Source organism: Streptomyces sp. NPDC005141, assembly GCF_053599975.1.
The window spans coordinates 59,014-81,568 of sequence record NZ_JBSFYW010000010.1 but is presented as its reverse complement, the minus strand read 5'-3'; the positions used below and the strand labels follow the sequence as shown (position 1 = coordinate 81,568).

General features: G+C 68.8%; 13 protein-coding genes. 6 read left to right on the top strand and 7 right to left on the bottom strand.

The features are described 5' to 3' along the window. Nucleotides 1–165 precede the first annotated feature (165 nt). The 5 genes from gdhA to rpsL all read right to left on the bottom strand — a co-directional run bounded on the left by gdhA (nt 166) and on the right by rpsL (nt 6,350). Nucleotides 166–1,521 (bottom strand): NADP-specific glutamate dehydrogenase, encoded by a 1,356-nt coding sequence (gene gdhA / locus ACWD68_RS10665; protein ID WP_451806080.1) that lies wholly within the window; start codon nt 1,519–1,521, stop codon nt 166–168. A gap of 477 nt (nt 1,522–1,998) precedes the next feature. Further along, nucleotides 1,999–3,192: an elongation factor Tu gene (gene tuf, locus ACWD68_RS10660; RefSeq protein WP_451806079.1), complete on the bottom strand. Its 1,194-nt coding sequence runs from the start codon at nt 3,190–3,192 to the stop codon at nt 1,999–2,001. A gap of 143 nt (nt 3,193–3,335) precedes the next feature. After that, nucleotides 3,336–5,465, bottom strand: a complete 2,130-nt coding sequence (fusA, locus tag ACWD68_RS10655) for an elongation factor G (RefSeq protein WP_451806078.1) — start codon at nt 5,463–5,465, stop codon at nt 3,336–3,338. 39 nt (nt 5,466–5,504) lie between these two features. Continuing rightward, nucleotides 5,505–5,975, bottom strand: coding sequence for a 30S ribosomal protein S7 (rpsG, locus tag ACWD68_RS10650; protein WP_003992340.1), 471 nt, complete (start codon nt 5,973–5,975; stop codon nt 5,505–5,507). A 3-nt stretch (nt 5,976–5,978) separates the two neighbouring features. Further along, a complete protein-coding gene (gene rpsL / locus ACWD68_RS10645) occupies nt 5,979–6,350 on the bottom strand; it encodes a 30S ribosomal protein S12 (RefSeq protein ID WP_003948652.1) in 372 nt (123 codons plus the stop codon). A gap of 422 nt (nt 6,351–6,772) precedes the next feature. Here rpsL and ACWD68_RS10640 point away from each other — a divergent pair, with 422 nt between their 5' ends. The 6 genes from ACWD68_RS10640 (at nt 6,773) to ACWD68_RS10615 (ending at nt 14,461) form a co-directional block, all read left to right on the top strand. Then, entirely contained in the window at nt 6,773–7,474 is a 702-nt protein-coding gene (locus tag ACWD68_RS10640; RefSeq protein WP_451806077.1) for a Crp/Fnr family transcriptional regulator, read from the top strand. 188 nt (nt 7,475–7,662) lie between these two features. After that, nucleotides 7,663–8,592, top strand: a complete 930-nt coding sequence (locus tag ACWD68_RS10635) for a hypothetical protein (RefSeq protein WP_451806076.1) — start codon at nt 7,663–7,665, stop codon at nt 8,590–8,592. Continuing rightward, on the top strand, nt 8,589–10,772 hold the full coding sequence (locus tag ACWD68_RS10630; RefSeq protein ID WP_451806075.1) for a hypothetical protein: 2,184 nt from the start codon (nt 8,589–8,591) through the stop codon (nt 10,770–10,772). The genes ACWD68_RS10635 and ACWD68_RS10630 overlap by 4 nt, the downstream gene beginning before the upstream one ends. A 3-nt stretch (nt 10,773–10,775) precedes the next feature. Further along, complete coding sequence (locus tag ACWD68_RS10625) at nt 10,776–12,323, top strand: PE-PGRS family protein (RefSeq protein ID WP_451806074.1); 1,548 nt, start codon at nt 10,776–10,778, stop codon at nt 12,321–12,323. Further along, nucleotides 12,320–12,934, top strand: coding sequence for a Pycsar system effector family protein (locus ACWD68_RS10620; protein ID WP_451806073.1), 615 nt, complete (start codon nt 12,320–12,322; stop codon nt 12,932–12,934). Before ACWD68_RS10625 ends, ACWD68_RS10620 begins: the two co-directional genes overlap by 4 nt. A 225-nt stretch (nt 12,935–13,159) precedes the next feature. Next, nucleotides 13,160–14,461 carry a M48 family metalloprotease gene (locus ACWD68_RS10615; protein ID WP_451806072.1) on the top strand — a complete coding sequence of 434 codons (1,302 nt, stop codon included), beginning with the start codon at nt 13,160–13,162 and terminating at the stop codon, nt 14,459–14,461. 97 nt (nt 14,462–14,558) lie between these two features. Here the strand turns inward: ACWD68_RS10615 and ACWD68_RS10610 are convergent, their stop codons facing one another. Beyond that, a complete protein-coding gene (locus tag ACWD68_RS10610) occupies nt 14,559–18,458 on the bottom strand; it encodes a DNA-directed RNA polymerase subunit beta' (RefSeq protein ID WP_451806071.1) in 3,900 nt (1,299 codons plus the stop codon). Between the two features lie 114 nt (nt 18,459–18,572). Next, entirely contained in the window at nt 18,573–22,058 is a 3,486-nt protein-coding gene (rpoB, locus tag ACWD68_RS10605; protein ID WP_451806070.1) for a DNA-directed RNA polymerase subunit beta, read from the bottom strand. Nucleotides 22,059–22,555 lie beyond the last annotated feature (497 nt).

Genomic DNA, 22,555 nt, shown 5'->3' with positions numbered 1-22,555 from the left:
GTGCGTGTCCTCGTACGACCATCCTGGCGATCGGGCCGCAGCCGGTTCCCGAGGCTGCCTGCGACCGCCTGAGACCGAGTGAACCCGGCCACGGGAAAGGGCTCGTACGACCGACGTCGTACGAGCCCCTCCCCGGAGCCCGGTCCGGCGGATGACGCGGTCGGGTCAGATCACACCCTGCTCCAGCATCGCGGAGGCGACCCGCTCGAACCCCGCGATGTTCGCACCGCTGACGTAGTCGCCCGGGACGCCGTAGCGCTCGGCGGTCTCGTGGCAGATGGCGTGGATGTTGTTCATGATGTGGGTCAGCTCGTCCTCGACCCGCTCCCGCGACCACGAGGTGCGGGCGTGGTTCTGGCTCATCTCCAGCGCGCTGACCGCGACACCGCCCGCGTTCGCCGCCTTGCCGGGGCCGAACGCGACACCCGCCTCCTGGAAGAGGTGGACCGCCTCGGGAGTGGTGGGCATGTTGGCGCCCTCGGAGACCACCTTGACTCCGTTGCCGATCAGGGTGGCCGCCGCGGCCGCGTCCAGCTCGTTCTGGGTCGCCGAGGGCAGCGCGACATCGCCCGGCACGTCCCAGACACTGCCGTTCGCGACGAACCGCGCCGACGCGCCGCGCCGTGCCGCGTAGTCGGAGACCCGGCCGCGCTCGACCTCCTTGACCTGCTTGAGCAGGTCGACGTCGATGCCCTTCTCGTCGACGACGTAGCCGCCGGAGTCGGAGCAGGTCACCGCGTTGGCGCCGAGGGCGGCGAGCTTCTCGATGGTGTAGGTCGCGACATTGCCGGAGCCGGAGACGACCACGGTGCGGCCCTCCAGGTCCTCGCCGCGCTCCCGCAGCATGGCGGCGGCGAACAGGACGTTGCCGTAGCCGGTCGCCTCGGGCCGGATCAGCGAACCGCCCCAGTGCGTGCCCTTGCCCGTGAGGACACCGGCCTCCCAGCGGTTGGTGATGCGCCGGTACTGGCCGAACAGGTAGCCGATCTCCCGGCCGCCCACACCGATGTCGCCCGCCGGCACGTCCGTGTGCTCACCGATGTGCCGGTACAGCTCCGTCATGAACGACTGGCAGAACCGCATGACCTCGGAGTCCGACCTGCCGCGCGGGTCGAAGTCGCTGCCGCCCTTGCCGCCGCCGATGCCGAGACCGGTCAGGGCGTTCTTGAAGATCTGCTCGAAGCCGAGGAACTTCACGATGCCCAGGTTCACCGACGGGTGGAAGCGCAGCCCGCCCTTGTACGGGCCGAGGGCGCTGTTGAACTCCACGCGGTAGCCCCGGTTGACCTGGACCTTGCCGTGGTCGTCCTGCCACGGGACGCGGAAGATGATCTGCCGCTCGGGCTCCACCAGGCGCTCGACGAGGGCCGCGTCGGCGTACTCCGGGCGCTGCGAAAGGACCGGAGCCAGGGTTTCGAGCACCTCGTGCGCGGCCTGGAGGAATTCGGGCTGCGCCGGATTGCGCCGCTCGATGTCGGCGAGCATGGAGGCGATACGGCTCTTCGTGTCTGGGCGGGTCAACTGGGGTCCCTTCTGATGGGGTTGCCGGAACGACTGACCGGGGTCGGTTCGGCCGGCTGGTTCCCGGCGGAATGGGCGCAGGGGCCAGGGCACACCCTTACACGGGCAAACGCCTGGGACCCCGGCACTCCGGTGCGACCGGCGGGGTGCGCTCGGCGCTGTTGCCGGTGCGCAGACCAGTGGAACCCCCGCCCGGAGGCGGGGGACCGTGCCTACAGTGTTACCTCTGAATTTCGGCCGCGTTACGTGATTCCGCCTACACGTGGCAAGAATCGTTTCACCTGCAGGAATCGCCTTCCTGCCGCAAACCTGACATGGCTTCGTATACGGATTCGGCCGTCACGAGACGGAGGGTGGGCCCCTGAGTACCGCCGTGCCCGAGCGGCCGTTCCCGGACATGCGAAAGGGCCCGTACGACCGAAGTCGTACGGGCCCTTTCTGGAGCTCTGAGGAGCTACCAGGTCATGCGGTCAACAATTACTTGTTGATCTTGGTGACCTGGCCGGCGCCCACGGTCCGGCCACCCTCACGGATGGCGAACTTCAGGCCCTCTTCCATGGCGACGGGCTGGATGAGCGAAACGGTCATCTCAGTGTTGTCGCCCGGCATGACCATCTCCGTGCCCTCGGGGAGGGTCACAACACCGGTCACGTCAGTCGTACGGAAGTAGAACTGGGGACGGTAGTTGTTGAAGAACGGCGTGTGACGGCCACCCTCGTCCTTGGACAGGATGTACGCCTGCGCCTCGAACTCGGTGTGCGGGGTGACCGAGCCCGGCTTGATGATGACCTGGCCGCGCTCGACGTCCTCGCGCTTGATGCCACGGAGGAGCAGACCGACGTTCTCACCGGCCTGGCCCTCGTCGAGCAGCTTGCGGAACATCTCGATGCCCGTGACCGTGGTCGTGGTCTTGTCCTGCTTGATGCCGATGATGTCAACGGTCTCGTTGACCTTCAGGACACCACGCTCGATACGGCCGGTGACGACCGTACCGCGACCGGTGATCGTGAAGACGTCCTCGACGGGCATGAGGAACGGCTTCTCGACGTCACGCGCCGGGGTGGGGATCGCCTCGTCGACGGCGGCCATCAGGTCCAGGACCGACTGGCCCCACTCCTTGTCGCCCTCGAGCGCCTTGAGCGCCGAGACCTTGACGACCGGAAGGTCGTCGCCCGGGAACTCGTACTCGGAGAGGAGCTCACGGACCTCGAGCTCGACGAGCTCCAGGATCTCCTCGTCGTCCACCATGTCGGCCTTGTTCAGGGCGACGACGATGTACGGAACGCCGACCTGGCGGGCCAGGAGCACGTGCTCCTTGGTCTGCGGCATCGGGCCGTCGGTCGCGGCGACAACGAGGATGGCGCCGTCCATCTGCGCCGCACCCGTGATCATGTTCTTGATGTAGTCCGCGTGACCGGGGCAGTCGACGTGGGCGTAGTGACGGCCCTCCGTCTGGTACTCGACGTGCGCGATCGAGATCGTGATACCGCGCTGGCGCTCCTCGGGAGCCTTGTCGATCTGGTCGAAGGCCGAGGCCTCGTTCAGGTCCGGAAACGCGTCGTGCAGCACCTTGGTAATGGCGGCCGTGAGGGTCGTCTTACCGTGGTCGATGTGACCGATGGTGCCGATGTTGACGTGCGGCTTAGTCCGCTCGAACTTTGCCTTCGCCACTGGGTCCTCCTGCGGAGTGGTTCTGGTACGCCTTACTCATCGGCGCCAGGTGATCTTTGCTGGGATGCCGCCCGCCGGGGTTTTCCCCTGCCGGGTGAGCCCCGGCGGTCGGTGTCAAGCCTAAAGCGTGCAAACGGGGTGTGTTACTCGCCCTTGGCCTTCGCGATGATCTCCTCGGCGACGTTCCTGGGAACCTCGGCGTAGGAGTCGAACTGCATCGAGTAGCTTGCGCGACCCGAGGTCTTGCTGCGGAGGTCGCCGACGTAGCCGAACATCTCCGAGAGGGGCACGAGGCCCTTCACGACGCGAGCGCCGCTGCGCTCCTCCATGGCCTGGATCTGGCCACGGCGGGAGTTGAGGTCGCCGATGACATCACCCATCGACTCCTCGGGCGTGGTGACCTCGACGGCCATCATCGGCTCAAGAAGCACGGGGGACGCCTTGCGCGCGGCCTCCTTGAAGGCCTGCGAACCGGCGATCTTGAACGCGAGCTCGGAGGAGTCGACCTCGTGGTAGCCGCCGTCGAGAAGCGTGACGCGGACGCCCGTCATCTCGTAGCCGGCCAGGATGCCGAACTGCATGGCCTCCTGCGCACCGGCGTCCACCGACGGAATGTACTCCCGCGGGATACGGCCACCGGTGACCTTGTTCACGAACTCGTACGCCGGACCATCGGTCTCGGTGATGGGCTCGATCGCGATCTGCACCTTGGCGAACTGACCGGTACCACCGGTCTGCTTCTTGTGGGTGTAGTCGTGACGCTCGACGGTCTTGCGGATCGTCTCGCGGTACGCGACCTGCGGCTTACCGACGTTGGCCTCGACCCTGAACTCGCGCTTCATACGGTCGACCAGCACCTCGAGGTGCAGCTCGCCCATACCGCCGAGGATGGTCTGGCCGGTCTCCTCGTCCGAGTGAACGTGGAAGGAGGGGTCCTCCTCCGCGAGACGCTGGATGGCTACACCCAGCTTCTCCTGGTCACCCTTGGACTTGGGCTCGATGGCGACCTGGATGACCGGCGCCGGGAAGTCCATGGACTCCAGGATCACCGGGTTCTTGTCATCGCAGAGCGTCTCACCGGTCGTGGTCTGCTTCAGACCCATCACGGCGACGATGTCGCCGGCGCCCACCGCCTCGATCTCCTCACGCTTGTTCGCGTGCATGCGGTAGATCTTGCCGATGCGCTCCTTCTTGCCCTTGACGGAGTTCAGCACGGCAGTGCCGGTCTCCAGGCGGCCCGAGTACACCCGGACGAAGGTGAGCTTGCCGAGGTGCGGGTCGCTCATGATCTTGAACGCCAGCGCGGACAGCGGCTCGTCGAACGACGGCTTGCGCTTGATCACGAGCTCCGCGTCCTTCACGTCGTGGCCCTCGATGGCCTCGACGTCAAGCGGAGTCGGGAGGTAGCGCACGACCGCGTCGAGCAGGGGCTGAACGCCCTTGTTCTTGAACGCGGTGCCACAGAACACCGGGGTGACCGTGATGCCCTCGGACTTGCCGGACGCGATGGTGACGCGACGGATCGCGGCGTACAGCTGCTCCTCGGTGGGCTCCTGGCCCTCCAGGAACAGCTCCATGATCTCGTCGTCGTGCTCCGCGACGGTCTCGACCAGCTGGCCGCGGTACAGCTCAGCGGCCTCGACGTGCGTGGCCGGGATGTCGACGACGTCGTACATCTCGCCCTTGGCCGCCTCGGCGGACCACACGAGCGCCTTCATGCGGACCAGGTCCACAACGCCCTTGAAGTCCATCTCGGCGCCGATCGGCAGCTGCATGATGATCGGAACGGCGCCAAGCCGGTCCTTGATCATGTCAACGCAGCGGTGGAACTCGGCGCCGGTGCGGTCAAGCTTGTTCACGAAGCAGATGCGCGGCACGCCGTAACGGTCGGCCTGACGCCACACCGTCTCGGACTGCGGCTCGACACCGGCGACACCGTCGAACACCGTGACGGCACCGTCGAGGACGCGCAGCGAGCGCTCCACCTCGACCGTGAAGTCGACGTGCCCGGGGGTGTCGATGATGTTGATCGTGTAGTCGTCGTCCTCGAGCGGCCAGTGACAGGTGGTGGCAGCAGAGGTGATCGTGATGCCACGCTCCTGCTCCTGCTCCATCCAGTCCATGGTGGCGGCGCCGTCGTGGACTTCACCGATCTTGTAGCTGACGCCGGTGTAGAAGAGGATCCGCTCGGTGGTGGTCGTCTTGCCCGCGTCGATATGCGCCATGATCCCGATGTTGCGGACCCTGGCCAGGTCAAGTGAAGTGGTAGCCATAAGGCTTCGGTCTTCTCTCGGTCTCGATGTGGGTAACGACTACCAGCGGTAGTGCGCGAAGGCCTTGTTGGACTCGGCCATCTTGTGGGTGTCCTCGCGCTTCTTCACAGCGGCACCAAGGCCGTTGGAGGCGTCGAGAAGCTCGTTGAGCAGACGCTCGGTCATGGTCTTCTCGCGACGGGCGCGGGAGTAACCGACGAGCCAGCGCAGCGCGAGCGTGTTGGCGCGACCGGGCTTGACCTCGATCGGAACCTGGTACGTCGCACCACCGACACGGCGGGACTTGACTTCGAGCGTGGGCTTGATGTTCTCCAGCGCGCGCTTCAGCGTGATGATCGGGTCGTTGCCCGTCTTCTCACGCAGACCCTCCATGGCGCCGTAGACGATGCGCTCGGCGGTGGAGCGCTTGCCGTTGAGCAGCACCTTGTTGATGAGGGAGGTCACCAGAGGGGAACCGTAGACCGGGTCGATGATGACCGGGCGCTTCGGGGCGGGGCCCTTACGAGGCATTTTCTACTTCTCCTTCTTGGCGCCGTAGCGGCTGCGGGCCTGCTTGCGGTTCTTGACACCCTGGGTGTCGAGCGAGCCTCGGATGATCTTGTAGCGAACACCCGGCAGGTCCTTCACACGGCCGCCGCGCACGAGCACGATGGAGTGCTCCTGCAGGTTGTGTCCCTCACCCGGAATGTAAGCGGTGACTTCGATCCCGCTGGTCAGACGCACACGCGCGACCTTACGCAGGGCCGAGTTCGGCTTCTTCGGGGTGGTCGTGAACACACGCGTGCAGACGCCACGACGCTGGGGCGAACCCTCGAGTGCGGGCGTCTTGTTCTTCTCGACCTTGTCCTGCCGGCCCTTCCGGACCAGCTGCTGGATCGTAGGCACTACTTCTCCGGTTTCTGTGTGCCGAATGGTGAAGCTAACCTGGAACGTCACCGACCCACGCGGTCGGGTGTGTCGAATACTGCAGACTTTCGCCGCCAGGCGAAAAGGGCGCAGATTGCGGTGGCCGCTTACGGCTCTCAGCGCGGTTCGAAGGCACGCACGAGAGCCAGGGCACACCCCAGGCACAAGGTCGAGCGTACCTACCTCACGGACTCCGGTCAAAACAAATGCCGTGGCGCCCGACACGCCGCACTTCTCCCGATCCATTCTCGGGGCTGTTCACGCCTCGCGCAGCTTCTCACCGGTGAATGTCCCGGATTCCGTGCGCACGGCACACACTGGGTGAGTACGTTGACCGGTTGCTGTGCATCGGTCACTGTGCGTCGGCCACGGTGCCGATCGGGGGACGGGGGATGGGACTCATGACGGCTGCACCCTTAACCGGGGACGAGAGCCTGGACGACCGGGTGCCGTTCCTGGCACGCCTGGAGAGCGACGACCGCTCCGCGCTGCTGTCGCTCGGGCGCGAGCTGTCCTTCACGCCCCGGATGGTGCTCCTGCACCAGAGCGAGCCGTCCTCGCACGTACTGATCGTGACGCACGGCTGGACGAAGGTGACGGCGTCCGCGGCCAACGGCTACGAGGCGCTGCTCGCGCTGCGGGGGCCCGGCGACATCGTCGGCGAGTCCGCCGCGCTCACCGGCCGGCCGCGCTCCGCGACGGTGACGGCCCTGGAACCGGTCCGCACGGTCGCGGTCGTACGCGAACACTTCACGGACCTCCTCGCCCGCTCCCCCGCCGTCTCCTTCGCCCTGCTCGGCCTCACCTCGGACCGCACCCGCGCCGCCGACCGCCGCCGCCTGGAGTTCGCCTCCATGAGCGTCCGCGAGCGCTTCGCGGCACTCCTGCTCGACCTGGCCCGCACGAACGGCCGCCGCACGGAGAAGGGCATCGAACTCTCCGTCCCGCTGAGCAAGCAGGAGCTGGCGGGCTCGGTGGGGGCGTCCCGGGAGATGGTCCAGCGCCTGCTGAAAGAACTCCGCGAGCGGGAAGCCGTGCTGACGGGCAGGCGAACGATGGTGATCCTTCGGATGGACGTCCTGCGCCGGATCGCCCGGGGATGACCGGGCCCGGCACGGAACACGGACTCCCCGCCGTGGACGGGCGGGACTCCCCGGACAGCTGAGCCGCCCGTGACTGCGGACCCCTTCTGTGCACACGGTCACACTTCGAGTGGGACATCCGCCCTCACACCCGGCCCACCGGTGACGCCACCCTGCTTGCCAGGCGAGGCCCCCACCGAAAGGCGACCATGACCGACCCCGTGAGCCGGACGATCCTCCTGCTCGACATCGAGAAGTACAGCGACCGGGACGACGTCGAGCAGGCCTACCTGCGCCGGATGCTGTACGACATCACGGACCGCGTGCTGGAGAGCGCCGGCATCGACGAGCGCCTGCGCCTGCGGGCGGACCGCGGTGACTCGGTGATGGAGCTGATCGACGCCAACGCCTCGGTCACCGCACTGCTGCGCGCCCTGCTCACCGAGGTGCCCGCCCAGCTCCGCGCGGTCAACCGGATGGCGTCCAGCTCCGCCCAGATCCGGCTGCGCGGTGTCGTCGCCACCGGATACGTCGCCGTCGACGCGTACGACGGCTGGGTCGGCTCCGACCTCAACCACGCCTGCCGGCTCCTCGACGCCGGACTGCTGCGCGCTGCCCTGCGGGAGCGGCCGAACGACTTCGCCCTGTGCGTCTCGGAGAGCGTGCACGCGGGGATCGTGCGGCACAACCACCCCGGCATCCCGGCGGACGGCTTCCACCCGGTGACGGTGGACAGCAAGAACGGACCCCTGCGGGCCTGGCTGCACGGCCCGGTTCCGCACGGTGCAGAGGGCCACACCGACCACGCCGACCACACGGACCACAGTGAAAGGGGGGGAGCCCCGGCGCCGGGCGGCTCGGGGGAGAGCCCGGCGCCGGGGTCGGGGGCCACGAGGGCCGGGGCCACAGGGCCCGGGGCATCGGAGGTCACGGGGACGGAAGCATCCGGGACGGAAGCGGCCGGGCCTCACGCGGAGCCCGCCCAGGCCGCCGCGCCTCCCGGGAACGTCGTCTTCACCTTCAACGGCGGCTCCCCCAGCTTCGGCGGCAGCCTCGTCGCGGGTGACCAGCACGGCGTGTCCGGCGGCCAGGTCACCGGTGACGTCCACCTGGGCGGAAGCGGAGGTGAGTCGGCGTGACGGCGGCCCCGCCCGTGACGCCGGACGCCTCCGACGACGTACCGCCGCCGGAGCCGAAGGCGCCGAGAGGACCGAGGGACCCGCGCCCGTCACCCGAGGCGCGCACCGACTCCGGCGAGCCCGAGGAGCGGACCCAGGAGGCCAGGGCCGCGCAGCGCGAGCTGGTCGCGCACACTCCGGGCTTCATCTTCAGCGAGGCCGCGTCCTTCGGCGGCAGCCTGGTCGGCGGGGCCCAGCACGGGGTCTCGGCGGGCGGCTCGGCCCGTGACGTGTTCATGGGCGGCAAGACGGAGATCCACCACCACGGGGCGGCCTCCGCGGCGGAGGCGTACGCCTCGGGGGAGATCCCCCGGCAGCGGCTCGACGCGCTCGCCGGAGTCTTCGTCGAGGGCCCCTCCTTCGCCGCCGCCCTGGCCCGGCTGCGCGACGAGCGCGTCCTCGTCCTCGCCGGCGCCCACTCCACCGGCCGCTACGCCGCCGCGCTGATGCTCCTGCACCACCTGGGCGTTCCCGCCGTGCACGCCCTGTCCGCCGAGACCGGCCCGGCGAACCTGGGCGCCCAGGTCTCCGCGCCCGGCGGACACGTCCTGCGCGATCTGCCGCTGAGCCGCAACCGCCCGCTGCGGGACACCCACCTGTACGCGGCCCGCGACCGGCTCGCGAGGACCGACGGCTATCTGGTGGTGACCGTCGAGAACTCCCCGTTCCTGCTGGGGGTCGCCCCGTCCGCCTGGGAACCGCCGGAGGCGGCCGAGGTGCTGCGCGCCCACCTGGCCGACCTGCGGAAAGAGCCGGGAGACAGCGCCGGCCTGCTCACCCTCGGCCCCGTGCGCGACTTCCTCTCGCGGGGCTCCCACCGCCCCGCCGAGGTCGCCCGGTTCGCCGCGGAGGTCGCCCGTTACGACGGCGGCGAGGAAGCGGCGGCCCGGCTCGCCGACTTCGGGCACGCGGCGGTCGAGCAGCAGTGCCGGGAGTGGCTCAGCGACCCCGAGGCCACCCTGCGCGACAAGGCGTTCCTCATCTCGCTCGCCGTCTTCGACCAGGCGCCGTACGTGCTGGCCGCCGAACTCGCCGACAAGCTGTACGTGCACTTCCAGCGGCTCCAGCATCCCGAACAGCCGCCGGAGATCCCGGTGTTCGGGCTCGCCGCCGGAACCCGGCTGGAGCGGGCGCGGGCCGAGGGCGAAGTACGGGACGAGGCCACCGAGTGGGGCTCGGTGCCGCAGTTCACGGCGTACTTCAAGAAGGACAACACGCCCCGCGTCCTGCTCGGCGAGGTGTGGACGGGCCACCCCTCGGCACGGCCCGCGCTGGTCTCCTGGCTGAAGGAGCTGGCCCGCGACAGCCGTCCGGTCGTCCGGACCCGGGCCGCCGCGGCCACCGCGCTGCTCGCCCGCGCCGACCTGCCCTCGGCGGTGGCACTGCTGATCGACGGCTGGGCGGTGTCGAAGGCCTTCGGCCCCCGCGTCACCGCCGCGAACACGCTCACGCTCGCCCAGCTCCTCGACGCGCCCGTCGTACTGCGCCTGCTCACCCAGTGGTGCACGGACACCCACTGGGCCCGCCGCTGGACCGCGATCCGTGCCTTCGGCCTGCTCACCCCGCTGCGCCCCGACCTCGCGGGCCCGGCCCTGAGCGCGCTCGCCGCCCGCGCCCGTGCCGGGGACAGCGGCGAGACCGAGGCGAACAACCTGATCGACTCGACGGCCCTGCTGCTCTCGGTGGGCGCCCGGCGCGGCGAGATGCTCTCCGAACTGGTGCGCCTGCTCCACCACGACACGGCCTCGGTCCGCGCGCTCGCGCTGGGAGCGTTCGTGCGCGCCTGCGACAACGCCGAGGAGGGCGCGCTCGTCGAGTGGTACGCCGACACCGGCATGTACGAGGAGGACTCGGCCCGTGACCTGGCCACCCTCTGGCGGACCGCGCTCGGCGACCGCGTGCACACCCGTGGCGCCCTGTACGCCCTGCACACCTGGGTGCACCTGGCCGAGCGCCGGGCGGACGTCGCCCAGGCCCTGGAGCTGCTGCTGCCCTCGCTGGTCGTCACGGCGGACGACCGCAAACGCCTGAGCCACGAACTGCTCAACCTGCGTGCCCCGGACGGCGGCCCGCGCCCACCGGCGGCCGACCGCCTGCTCGGCCTCCTGATCCCCTCCACCCCAGATCCATCGAGGAGTTGAACCATGGCGGAGTTCCGCCGTCAGCCGGAGTGGCAGCAGGACGCCAACCGGCACACCACGCTGATCGACCCGGTGCTCACCGTGCGGCCGATCGCGCGCTTCGACTACACCGTCCGCCGCGCGGTCAGCGCGATCGACCACGCGCTGGTCTTCGTCACCGCGAAGGGCTCGTACGACGTCTACATGCCGCCGCACCGGCCGAGCCGCGCGGACGCGGCCACCCGCCGCTACACCTCCGTCTACGAGGTGGACATGGGCAGCCACCCCGTGCAGCTCGCCCTGGAGGTACCGAGCGACGACGACGCGTTCTCCTTCGGCGCCACCGCGGATCTGACCTGGCGGGTCGCGGACCCGATCGCGTACGTGGCGAGCGGCGAGCGCGATGTGCCGACGCGGCTCACCCGTGAACTGCACCAGCTCGCGCGGCCGGTGAGCCGGACCTTCTCCATCGAGGACAGCCCGGCCGCCGAGCGCGCGGTCCAGCGGGCCGTGGAGACGGGCGGTTTCGCCACGGGCATCGGGCTCGCCGTGACCTGTGTCGTACGCCTGCGGCTGGACGACGAGGCGATCGCGCACCGGCGACGGCAGCGGAGCCTGCGCTACGAGTCCGACATGCTCGACCCCGAGCACGAGTTCCGGCTCCGGCTGGCCCGGCAGCAGCACGAGCTGGAGGTGCTGCGCCAGCAGCAGGACCACCATCTGATCACCGAGAAGATCAACTTCTACCAGTACCACCTCCAGCACGGGGGCGTCGCCGCCTGGGCCCTGCACCTCGCCCAGCACCCCGAGGACACGAAGATGGTCATCGGCTCCATCCAGAAGGATCAGCTGTCCATCATCAGAGGCCAGTTGGAGGTCATCGCCGGGGACACCCTGGAGGACTTCCAGAAGGCGGAGTCGGCGCGCTCGACCCTGCGGGCGGTCGACGAGCTGATCCAGCAGCAGACACCTCCGGCGCCGCGGGACGGGCAGGGGGCACTCCCGGCCGGGGCGACGCCGGGACAGCCGCAGACGCCGCCCCAGCCGCCGTATCCGGGCCAGTCGCCCTACCCCGGCCAGTCCCCGCAGCCGCCGTACGCGGGACAGCCCCCGTACGGAGGCCCGCCTCCGTACGCGGGTGGGCAGCCTCCGTACGCGGGTGGGCAGCCTCCGTACGCCGGGCAGCCTCCGTACGCCGGGCAGCCTCCGTACGCCGGACAGCCCCCTTACGCGGGCGCTCAGCCGCCGTACACGGGACAGCCGCCGTACGCGGGCGGTCACGCGCCGTACGCCGACGACCGGACCCTGTACGCCGGACAGCCGCCCTACGCGGGCGCTCAGCCGCCGTACACGGGCGGTCCGGACGCCACGGTCCCCGCGGTACCGGGGCAGCCCGACAGCCACGCCCCGTACGGACAGCCCGCCACGACGCCCTACGCCGCCGCCGGACCGGCTCCCGCCGTGCCCCCGGTGCCCGGCCCCGAGAACGCCCGGGCCGCCGTGCCGCCCGCCACGCCGTTCACGGCGCCCGCCCCGACGCAGCAGGACACTCCGGGGGACGAGCCCGCGTGACCACACCCGACACGGCGCGGCCACCCGCGCCCGCGGCTCCGCCGACCCCCGCCGACCCGCCGACACCGGCCGGCCCGCCGCCGTCCGCGCCGCTCCCGGACCCGTCCGCGCCCCCTTCCGGGGCCGGTGGCCGCACCGCGGAGCGGCTCCTGACCGAGCTGCGCGGCGAGATAGCCCGGGCCGACAGCAAGGCCTCCGTGCTCGTGGCGGCGCTCGGGATGACGGCGGGGGTGTTCAGCGCACTGCTGGCCGGACGCGGCTGGACACCGAGCGAGCTGTCCCGGGCCGGAACGGGCCTGTGGTGGACCGGGGCGGCCGCGCTGGGGCTGTCCCTGTTCGCGCTGCTGCTCGCCGTGCTCCCCCGCTACCGCCGCGGTACCTGGGTCCCGGGCCGGCCGCTCTGCTACTTCGGCGACATCCAGCAGGCCGTACGCGAGGGCCGGCTGGCCACCGCGCTGGCCGACACCGACCGCGACCCCGCCGCCGGACTCACGGCGGCGCTCGTCGAGACCAGCCGCATCGCCGCCCGCAAGCACCAGTGGATCCGCACCGGCCTGATCGCCTTCTGCGCCGGCACCGCGCTGCTGCCGACCGCGCTGCTCATCGGCTGACGTCCCCTCATCGAAGGAGCCCTCATGTCCCAGCCCCCCGGCCCGGCCCCCGCCTCCCCCGAGCCCCCGTACCCGGGTGCCGCCACTCCGCCGCCCCCGTACCCCGGAGCGTCCGCTCCGCCGCCCCCGTACCCGGGAACCGCCGACCCCGCGCCCCAGTACCCCACGGCCTCCGCTCCCCCACCGCAATACCCCGGGAGCCCCGGGGCGGGCGGACCGGGGCCCATGTACCCAGGGGCGGGAAGCCGCCCGCCGCAGTACCCGGGGGCCGGAGGCCCCGCACCCCAGTACCCGGGGGCGGAAGGCCACCCGCCCCCATACCCCGGAGCCGGAGGCCCCGCACCCCAGTACCCAGGGGCCGGAGGCCAGTCCCCGCGATATCCAGGGGCCGGAGGCCCCGCACCCCAGTACCCCGGAGCCGGAGGAGGCCCCGCACCCCACTACCCGGGCTCCGCCGTCCCGTCCTCCGCACACCAGCAGACGGCCACCCCGCCGCAGTACCCGGGGCCGGACCCGCGGTACGCGGGGCAGCAGCAGCCTGCGCCCTTCGTCCCGCGGCCCGCCACCGCGCCCGACGACCTCGACTACCGCCACCAGGGCTCACGCGTTCATCTGGCGAGCCATCAGCGCGGTGCCGACGCCACCGCCATCGGACAGCTGGCGACGCAGATCCCGGGGTTCCTGGTGAGCCTCGCCGTGGTCTCGTCCCTCGCGCTCGGCATGTTCGGCACGGCCGTGGGCTGGCTGGTCGTGGTGGCCTGGCTGGCCTCGGGCGCGCTCGTCTTCCACCGGCCCACCGAGCTGCGCTTCGCCCGGCACGTGCTCAAGCTGCGGGCGCCGCTGGCCGAGGAGCGGGCCCGGCTGGAGCCGATCTGGCGGGAGGTCACCGCCCGTGCGGGCGTCGAGGCGAACACCTACGAGCTGATGGTGGAGAACAGCGACGACCTGAACGCGGTCGCGGCCGCCGGCCATGTCGTCGGCGTCACCACCTACTCCCTCAACCGGATTCCCAGCAGCAACCTCGCCGCCGTACTCGCCCATGAGCTCGGCCACCACACCGGCGGTCACGCCTGGGCCGGACTCCTCGGCTACTGGTACTCGCTGCCCGGCCGGCTCGCCTGGGCGTTCACCCGCGTGCTGGCACGCATCGCGCTCGCCGTCGCCGGCGTCTTCTCGGCGGCCGCGACCGGACTCCTGATCCTCTTCATGGGGATGTTCGTGCTCGCCGGGTTCCTCGTCGCCTGGTACATCACCGTCCCGCTCGTCGTCGCGCCCTATCTCCTCGCCTACGCGGGCCGCCTCGGCGAACTGCGCGCCGACCAGCAGGCCGCGGCCCTCGGCTTCGCGCCCGAGATGGCCCAGGTCCTGCACCACTTCCAGGCCGAGGAGGACGCCGCGAAGGCGTACGCCGTCACCCAGGGCAAGAAGCTCAAGGAGCCCGGCGGCCTCGCCAAGCTGCTGTCCACCCACCCGGACAACTACACCCGGCTGCGCGCCCTGGAGCCGTACCTCCAGCTCCCGCGCTAGGACACGCCAGGACGGGTCCACGGCGGGCCGAGGAACGCCGAAGGGCGGTCACCCCCATCGGGGATGACCGCCCTTCGTACTACTTACTGCCTACCGCTTACTGGTTGTACGGACCGTAGTCGTAGTCCTCCAGCGGGACGGCCTGGCCGGAGCCCGTGCCGAACGGCGAGTAGTCGATGTCGTCGTAGCCGACGGCCGAGTACATCGCGGCCTTGGCTTCCTCGGTCGGCTCGACCCGGATGTTGCGGTAGCGGGATAGACCCGTACCGGCCGGGATGAGCTTACCGATGATGACGTTCTCCTTGAGGCCGATCAGGGAGTCGGACTTGGCGTTGATCGCCGCGTCCGTCAGAACCCTGGTCGTCTCCTGGAAGGACGCCGCCGACAGCCACGACTCGGTCGCCAGCGAGGCCTTGGTGATACCCATCAGCTGCGGACGGCCGGAGGCCGGGTGGCCGCCTTCCTGGACCACACGACGGTTCTCGGTCTCGAACTTCGAACGCTCGACCAGCTCGCCGGGCAGCAGCTCCGCGTCGCCCGACTCGATGATCGTCACACGGCGCAGCATCTGCCGGATGATGATCTCGATGTGCTTGTCGTGGATCGACACACCCTGCGAGTTGTAGACCTTCTGGACCTCGCCGACCAGGTGGACCTGGACCGCACGCTGACCCAGGATGCGCAGCACGTCGTGCGGGTTGGTGGCACCCACGGTGAGCTTCTGGCCCACCTCGACGTGCTCGCCCTCGGACACCAGGAGACGGGCACGCTTCGAGATCGGGAACGCCGTCTCGTCGCTGCCGTCGTCCGGGGTGACGACGAGCTTCTTGGTCTTCTCGGTCTCCTCGATCCGCACGCGGCCGGAGGCCTCGGAGATCGGGGCGACACCCTTCGGCGTACGAGCCTCGAAGAGCTCGACGACACGGGGCAGACCCTGGGTGATGTCGTCACCGGCCACACCACCGGTGTGGAAGGTACGCATCGTCAGCTGGGTACCGGGCTCACCGATGGACTGGGCGGCGATGATGCCGACCGCCTCACCGATGTCGACCAGCTTGCCGGTGGCCAGCGAGCGGCCGTAGCACATGGCGCAGGTGCCGACGGCGGACTCACAGGTCAGGACCGAACGGGTCTTGACCTCCTCGATGCCGTGCTTGACGAGCTCGTCGATGAGGACGTCGCCGAGGTCGGTGTTGGCCGGGGCCAGCACCTTGCCGTCGACGGTGATGTCCTCGGCCAGCGCACGTGCGTACACGCTGGTCTCGACGTTCTCGGCCTTGCGCAGGATGCCGTCCGCGCCGCGCTCCGCGATGTGCAGCTTGAGGCCACGGTCGGTGCCGCAGTCCTCCTCGCGGATGATGACGTCCTGGGAGACGTCGACCAGACGACGGGTGAGGTAACCCGAGTCGGCGGTACGCAGAGCGGTGTCCGCCAGACCCTTACGGGCACCGTGGGTCGAGATGAAGTACTCGAGCACCGACAGGCCTTCACGGAAGGAGGCCTTGATGGGGCGCGGGATCGTCTCGTTCTTGGCGTTCGACACCAGACCACGCATACCGGCGATCTGACGCATCTGCATCATGTTGCCTCGTGCGCCCGAGTTCACCATCATCGAAACCGGGTTGGTCTTCGGGAAGTTCGCGTTCATCGCCTCGGCAACCTCGTTGGTCGCCTTGGTCCAGATCGCGATGAGCTCCTGCGTGCGCTCTTCCTTGGTGATCAGACCGCGCTCGTACTGCTTCTGGACCTTCTCGTCCAGGTCCTCGTAGCCCTTGACGATCGCGCGCTTCGCATCCGGAACGACGATGTCGGAGATGGCCACGGTGACGCCGGAACGGGTCGCCCAGAAGAAGCCCGACGCCTTCAGGTTGTCGAGCGTCGCCGCCACGATGACCTTGGGGTAGCGCTCGGCGAGGTCGTTGACGATCTCGGAGAGCTGCTTCTTGCCGACCTCGTAGTCGACGAACGGGTAGTCCTCGGGCAGCAGCTCGTTGAAGAGCGCGCGGCCCAGGGTCGTCCGCAGACGGAAGGTGTCACCCTGCTGCCACTCCGGGTCGCCCTCCTCCTGCGCCGGCGGGGTCCAGCCGCGCGGCGGGATGGTGCCCACCGGGAAGCGGATGTCCACGCGCGACTGCAGCGAGAGCTCGCCGGCGTCGAACGCCATGATCGCCTCGGCCACGGAAGCGAAGGAGCGGTCCTCGCCCTTCACGTTCCGCAGGTCGCCGTCGGTGGTCAGGAAGAACAGACCGAGGACCATGTCCTGGGTCGGCATCGTGACCGGGCGGCCGTCGGCCGGCTTGAGGATGTTGTTCGAGGACAGCATCAGGATGCGGGCCTCGGCCTGCGCCTCCGCGGAGAGCGGCAGGTGGACGGCCATCTGGTCACCGTCGAAGTCCGCGTTGAACGCGGTGCAGACGAGCGGGTGGATCTGGATGGCCTTGCCCTCGACCAGCTGGGGCTCGAAGGCCTGGATGCCGAGGCGGTGCAGCGTGGGCGCACGGTTCAGCAGAACCGGGTGCTCCGCGATGACCTCTTCCAGGACGTCGTACACGACCGTGCGGCCGCGCTCGACCATCCGCTTGGCGCTCTTGATGTTCTGCGCGTGGTTCAGGTCGACCAGGCGCTTCATCACGAACGGCTTGAAGAGCTCCAGCGCCATGGCCTTGGGCAGACCACACTGGTGCAGCTTCAGCTGCGGACCGACGACGATCACGGAACGCGCGGAGTAGTCCACACGCTTGCCGAGCAGGTTCTGACGGAATCGACCCTGCTTGCCCTTGAGCATGTCGGACAGCGACTTCAGCGGACGGTTGCCGGGGCCCGTGACAGGGCGACCACGACGGCCGTTGTCGAAGAGCGCGTCGACGGCCTCCTGAAGCATGCGCTTCTCGTTGTTCACGATGATCTCGGGGGCGCCGAGGTCGAGGAGTCGCTTCAGACGGTTGTTGCGGTTGATCACACGGCGGTACAGGTCGTTCAGGTCGGAGGTCGCGAAGCGGCCACCGTCCAGCTGCACCATCGGGCGAAGGTCCGGCGGGATGACCGGCACGCAGTCGAGCACCATGCCCTTGGGGCTGTTGCTGGTCTGCAGGAACGCGGAGACGACCTTGAGGCGCTTGAGCGCACGGGTCTTCTTCTGGCCCTTGCCGGTGCGGATGATCTCGCGGAGGCGCTCGGCCTCCTCGTCCAGGTCGAAGGACTCCAGGCGCTTCTGCAGCGCCGCGGCACCCATCGAACCGTCGAAGTACGTGCCGAAGCGGTCACGCAGCTCGCGGTAGAGGAGCTCGTCGCCCTCCAGGTCCTGGACCTTGAGGTTCTTGAAGCGGGTCCACACCTCGTCGAGACGGTCGATCTCGCGCTGCGCACGGTCGCGCAGCTGCTTCATCTCACGCTCGGCGCCCTCGCGCACCTTGCGGCGCACGTCGGCCTTGGCACCCTCGGCCTCGAGCTCGGCCAGGTCGGTCTCGAGCTTCTTGGCGCGGGCCTCGAGGTCGGCGTCGCGACGGTTCTCGACCTGCTGACGCTCGACGGAGACGTGGGCCTCCAGCGAGGGCAGGTCGCGGGTGCGGCGCTCCTCGTCGACGTACGTGATCATGTACGCGGCGAAGTAGATGACCTTCTCGAGGTCCTTCGGGGCGAGGTCGAGCAGGTAGCCCAGCCGCGACGGAACGCCCTTGAAGTACCAGATGTGGGTGACAGGCGCGGCCAGCTCGATGTGGCCCATCCGCTCACGACGCACCTTGGCGCGAGTGACCTCGACGCCGCAGCGCTCGCAGATGATGCCCTTGAAGCGGACACGCTTGTACTTACCGCAGTAGCACTCCCAGTCCCGGGTCGGACCGAAGATCTTCTCGCAGAAGAGTCCGTCCTTTTCGGGCTTGAGGGTGCGGTAGTTGATGGTCTCGGGCTTCTTGACCTCGCCGTGGCTCCACTGACGGATGTCGTCAGCGGTGGCCAGACCGATCCGGAGCTCATCGAAGAAGTTGACGTCGAGCACTATGCGTCAATCCCTCTCAGGGTTGTAAGTCTTAGGGGTCTGATTCGGGGGTCCTGGGGCCGGCAGGCCTTCCTCACCTTTTCCACAGGTGGCAGAAGGCCCGCCGAACTCCCGTCAGACCTCTTCGACGCTGCTCGGCTCGCGCCGCGACAGGTCGATGCCGAGCTCCTCCGCCGCGCGGAAGACGTCCTCGTCGGTGTCACGCATTTCGATGGACATACCGTCGCTGGACAGCACCTCCACGTTGAGGCAGAGGGACTGCATCTCCTTGATGAGCACCTTGAAGGACTCGGGGATGCCGGGCTCGGGGATGTTCTCGCCCTTGACGATGGCCTCGTAGACCTTCACGCGGCCGGTGACGTCGTCGGACTTGATGGTCAGCAGCTCCTGGAGGGCGTAAGCGGCGCCGTACGCCTCCAGCGCCCACACCTCCATCTCACCGAAGCGCTGGCCACCGAACTGAGCCTTACCACCCAGCGGCTGCTGGGTGATCATCGAGTACGGACCGGTCGAGCGGGCGTGGAGCTTGTCGTCGACCAGGTGGTGGAGCTTGAGGATGTACATGTACCCGATCGAAACCGGGTCCGGGAACGGCTCGCCGGAGCGGCCGTCGAACAGGTGGGCCTTGCCGGAGGGCTGCACCAGACGATCGCCGTCGCGGTTCGGGATCGTGGCCTCGAAGAGACCGGAGATCTCGTCCTCGCGCGCACCGTCGAAGACGGGCGTGGCGACGTTGGTGCCGGGGGCGACCTGGTCGGCTCCGATGGCCTGCAGGCGCTTGGCCCAGTCGTCCCCGAGACCGGAGACGTCCCAGCCGCGGCTGGCGAGCCAGCCGAGGTGGATCTCCAGGACCTGTCCCGGGTTCATTCGGGACGGGACACCCAGCGGGTTGAGGATGATGTCGACCGGGGTGCCGTCCTCCAGGAACGGCATGTCCTCGATCGGCAGGATCTTCGAGATGACACCCTTGTTGCCGTGACGGCCGGCGAGCTTGTCACCGTCCGTGATCTTGCGCTTCTGCGCCACGTAGACACGAACCAGCTGGTTCACGCCCGGCGGCAGCTCGTCGCCCTCTTCACGGTCGAAGACGCGGACACCGATGACCTTGCCGATCTCGCCGTGCGGGACCTTCAGGGAGGTGTCGCGGACCTCACGGGCCTTCTCACCGAAGATCGCGCGCAGCAGGCGCTCCTCCGGCGTCAGCTCGGTCTCACCCTTGGGCGTGACCTTGCCGACGAGGATGTCGCCGGCGACGACCTCGGCACCGATACGGATGATGCCGCGCTCGTCGAGGTCGGCGAGGACCTCCTCGGAGACGTTCGGGATGTCCCGGGTGATCTCCTCGGGGCCGAGCTTGGTGTCACGGGCGTCGACCTCGTGCTCCTCGATGTGGATCGAGGAGAGGACGTCGTCCTGCACGAGGCGCTGCGACAGGATGATCGCGTCCTCGTAGTTGTGACCCTCCCACGGCATGAACGCCACGAGCAGGTTCTTGCCGAGCGCCATCTCGCCGTTCTCGGTCGCGGGACCGTCGGCCAGTACCTGGCCCTCGATCACGCGGGCGCCCTCGTCAACGACAACCTTCTGGTTGACGGAGGTGCCCTGGTTCGACCGGGAGAACTTGTGCAGGCGGTACGTGGTGTACGTGCCGTCGTCGTTGGCGGTGGTGACGTAGTCCGCGGAGACCTCCTGGACCACACCGTCCTTCTCCGACTTCAGGACGTCACCGGCGTCGACCGCGCAGCGGTACTCCATGCCGGTGCCGACCAGCGGCGCCTCGGACTTGATGAGCGGAACGGCCTGGCGCATCATGTTCGCGCCCATGAGGGCACGGTTGGCGTCGTCGTGCTCCAGGAACGGGATCATGGCGGTCGCGACCGACACCATCTGGCGCGGGGAGACGTCCATGTAGTCGACGTCGTCACCGGGGACGTAGTCGACCTCTCCGCCACGACGGCGGACCAGGACGCGGGTCTCCTCGAACCGGAAGTCATCGCCGAGCGGCGCGTTGGCCTGCGCGATGACGAATCGGTCCTCTTCGTCGGCCGTCAGGTAGTCGACCTCGTCGGTGACGACACCGTCGGTGACCCGGCGGTACGGCGTCTCGACGAAACCGAACGCGTTGACCCGGCCGTAGGAGGCGAGCGAGCCGATCAGGCCGATGTTCGGGCCTTCAGGGGTCTCGATCGGGCACATGCGGCCGTAGTGCGACGGGTGCACGTCACGGACCTCGAAGCCGGCCCGCTCACGGGAGAGACCACCCGGGCCAAGCGCCGACAGACGGCGCTTGTGGGTGAGACCCGACAGCGGGTTGTTCTGGTCCATGAACTGCGACAGCTGGCTGGTGCCGAAGAACTCCTTGATGGAGGCGACGACCGGCCGGATGTTGATCAGGGTCTGCGGCGTGATCGCCTCGACGTCCTGAGTCGTCATGCGCTCGCGGACGACGCGCTCCATACGAGCCAGACCCGTGCGGACCTGGTTCTGGATGAGCTCGCCGACGTTGCGCAGACGACGGTTGCCGAAGTGGTCGATGTCGTCGGTCTCGACGACGATCGAGGTGCCGTTGGCACCAACGGTCTCGGTCTCACCGGCGTGCAGCATCACCAGGTACTTGATCGACGAGATGATGTCCTCGACGGTCAGGATGCCGGCGTCGAGCGGGGCTTCGCTGCCCAGCTTCTTGTTGACCTTGTAACGGCCGACCTTGGCGAGGTCGTAGCGCTTCGGGTTGAAGTAGAGGTTCTCCAGAAGCGTCTGCGCGGCCTCACGGGTCGGCGGCTCGCCCGGACGCAGCTTGCGGTAGATGTCCAGCAGCGCGTCGTCCTGGCCCTGGGTGTGGTCCTTCTCCAGGGTGGCGCGCATGGACTCGTACTCGCCGAACTCCTCGAGGATCTGCTCGGTGGTCCAGCCGAGAGCCTTCAGGAGAACGGTGACGGACTGCTTGCGCTTGCGGTCGATGCGGACACCGACCATGTCGCGCTTGTCGATCTCCATCTCCAGCCAGGCACCCCGGGACGGGATGACCTTGGTCGAGAAGATGTCCTTGTCGGACGTCTTGTCGATGGAGGAGTCGAAGTAGACACCCGGCGAGCGGACCAGCTGCGACACGACGACACGCTCGGTGCCGTTGATGACGAAGGTGCCCTTGTTGGTCATGAGCGGGAAGTCGCCCATGAAGACCGTCTGGGACTTGATCTCGCCGGTCTCGTTGTTGGTGAACTCGGCGGTGACGAAGAGCGGGGCCGCGTACGTGAAGTCGCGGTCCTTGCACTCGTCGATGGAGTTCTTCGGCGGCTCGAAGCGGTGGTCGCGGAACGTCAGGGACATCGACCCACTGAAGTCCTCGATCGGAGAGATCTCCTCGAAGATCTCTTCAAGACCGGACTTGGTGGGGACGTCCTGTCCGCTGTCCAGAGCCGCCTCGACACGAGCCTTCCACGCGTCGTTGCCGAGCAGCCAGTCGAAGCTTTCGGTCTGCAGCGCAAGAAGGTTCGGAACCTCGAGGGGCTCCTTGATCTTTGCAAAAGAGATGCGCAGCGGGGCGGTGCTGGCGCCGTTGTTCGTATTCGCGGTCGAGGCAGTGCGCGAGGCGGCCAAGAGGGGGTCCTTCCGAGGGCTCGGACTCACTACGCGCGTACCGGTCCCATGTCGGACAAAGCGTCGGGCCGTTCCCGATCCAGCCAGAGAAGGCCAGGTCAGGGATAGTCCAACCGTCGATGCTCAAACACGGGGATGCCCCTGGTGACGGGCAGGAGGCAGCTAACAGGCAGCGCAAAGGGTCAGTGTAGCCAGTAGGCCCACTGATGTCCAGTCCCGGTTTCTTGAGACCCTCTTCGTGCTCAACACCTGCGGCAAGCCACGCCCTCAATGCACATCGATACTGCCCTCTTCGTCAGCGATCCATGCCTCGGATACGGATCGTTGTGACGACGCGTCCTGAGAATTGCGCGCTGCGTGCGGTTCGTCAAGGCCCCCCAAGCCGAAAGCAAGTGCCGCGATCGTCACGTGCGGCCCGTCTTGCAACCCGTCTCTCTGCCTGTCACAGGGCGGCCGGAGGCACTACGAAGATCACCATACTCGTCGCGACCTGCAGC

What these genes read in the sequence shown, in the direction of transcription:
- ACWD68_RS10625 (WP_451806074.1), top strand. Translation starts at nt 10,776, where the DNA reads ATGGCGGAGTTCCGCCGTCAGCCGGAGTGGCAGCAGGACGCCAACCGG.
- ACWD68_RS10640 (WP_451806077.1), top strand. Translation starts at nt 6,773, where the DNA reads ATGACGGCTGCACCCTTAACCGGGGACGAGAGCCTGGACGACCGGGTG.
- fusA (WP_451806078.1), bottom strand. Translation starts at nt 5,465, where the DNA reads ATGGCTACCACTTCACTTGACCTGGCCAGGGTCCGCAACATCGGGATC.
- ACWD68_RS10635 (WP_451806076.1), top strand. Translation starts at nt 7,663, where the DNA reads ATGACCGACCCCGTGAGCCGGACGATCCTCCTGCTCGACATCGAGAAG.
- ACWD68_RS10615 (WP_451806072.1), top strand. Translation starts at nt 13,160, where the DNA reads ATGTACCCAGGGGCGGGAAGCCGCCCGCCGCAGTACCCGGGGGCCGGA.
- rpsG (WP_003992340.1), bottom strand. Translation starts at nt 5,975, where the DNA reads ATGCCTCGTAAGGGCCCCGCCCCGAAGCGCCCGGTCATCATCGACCCG.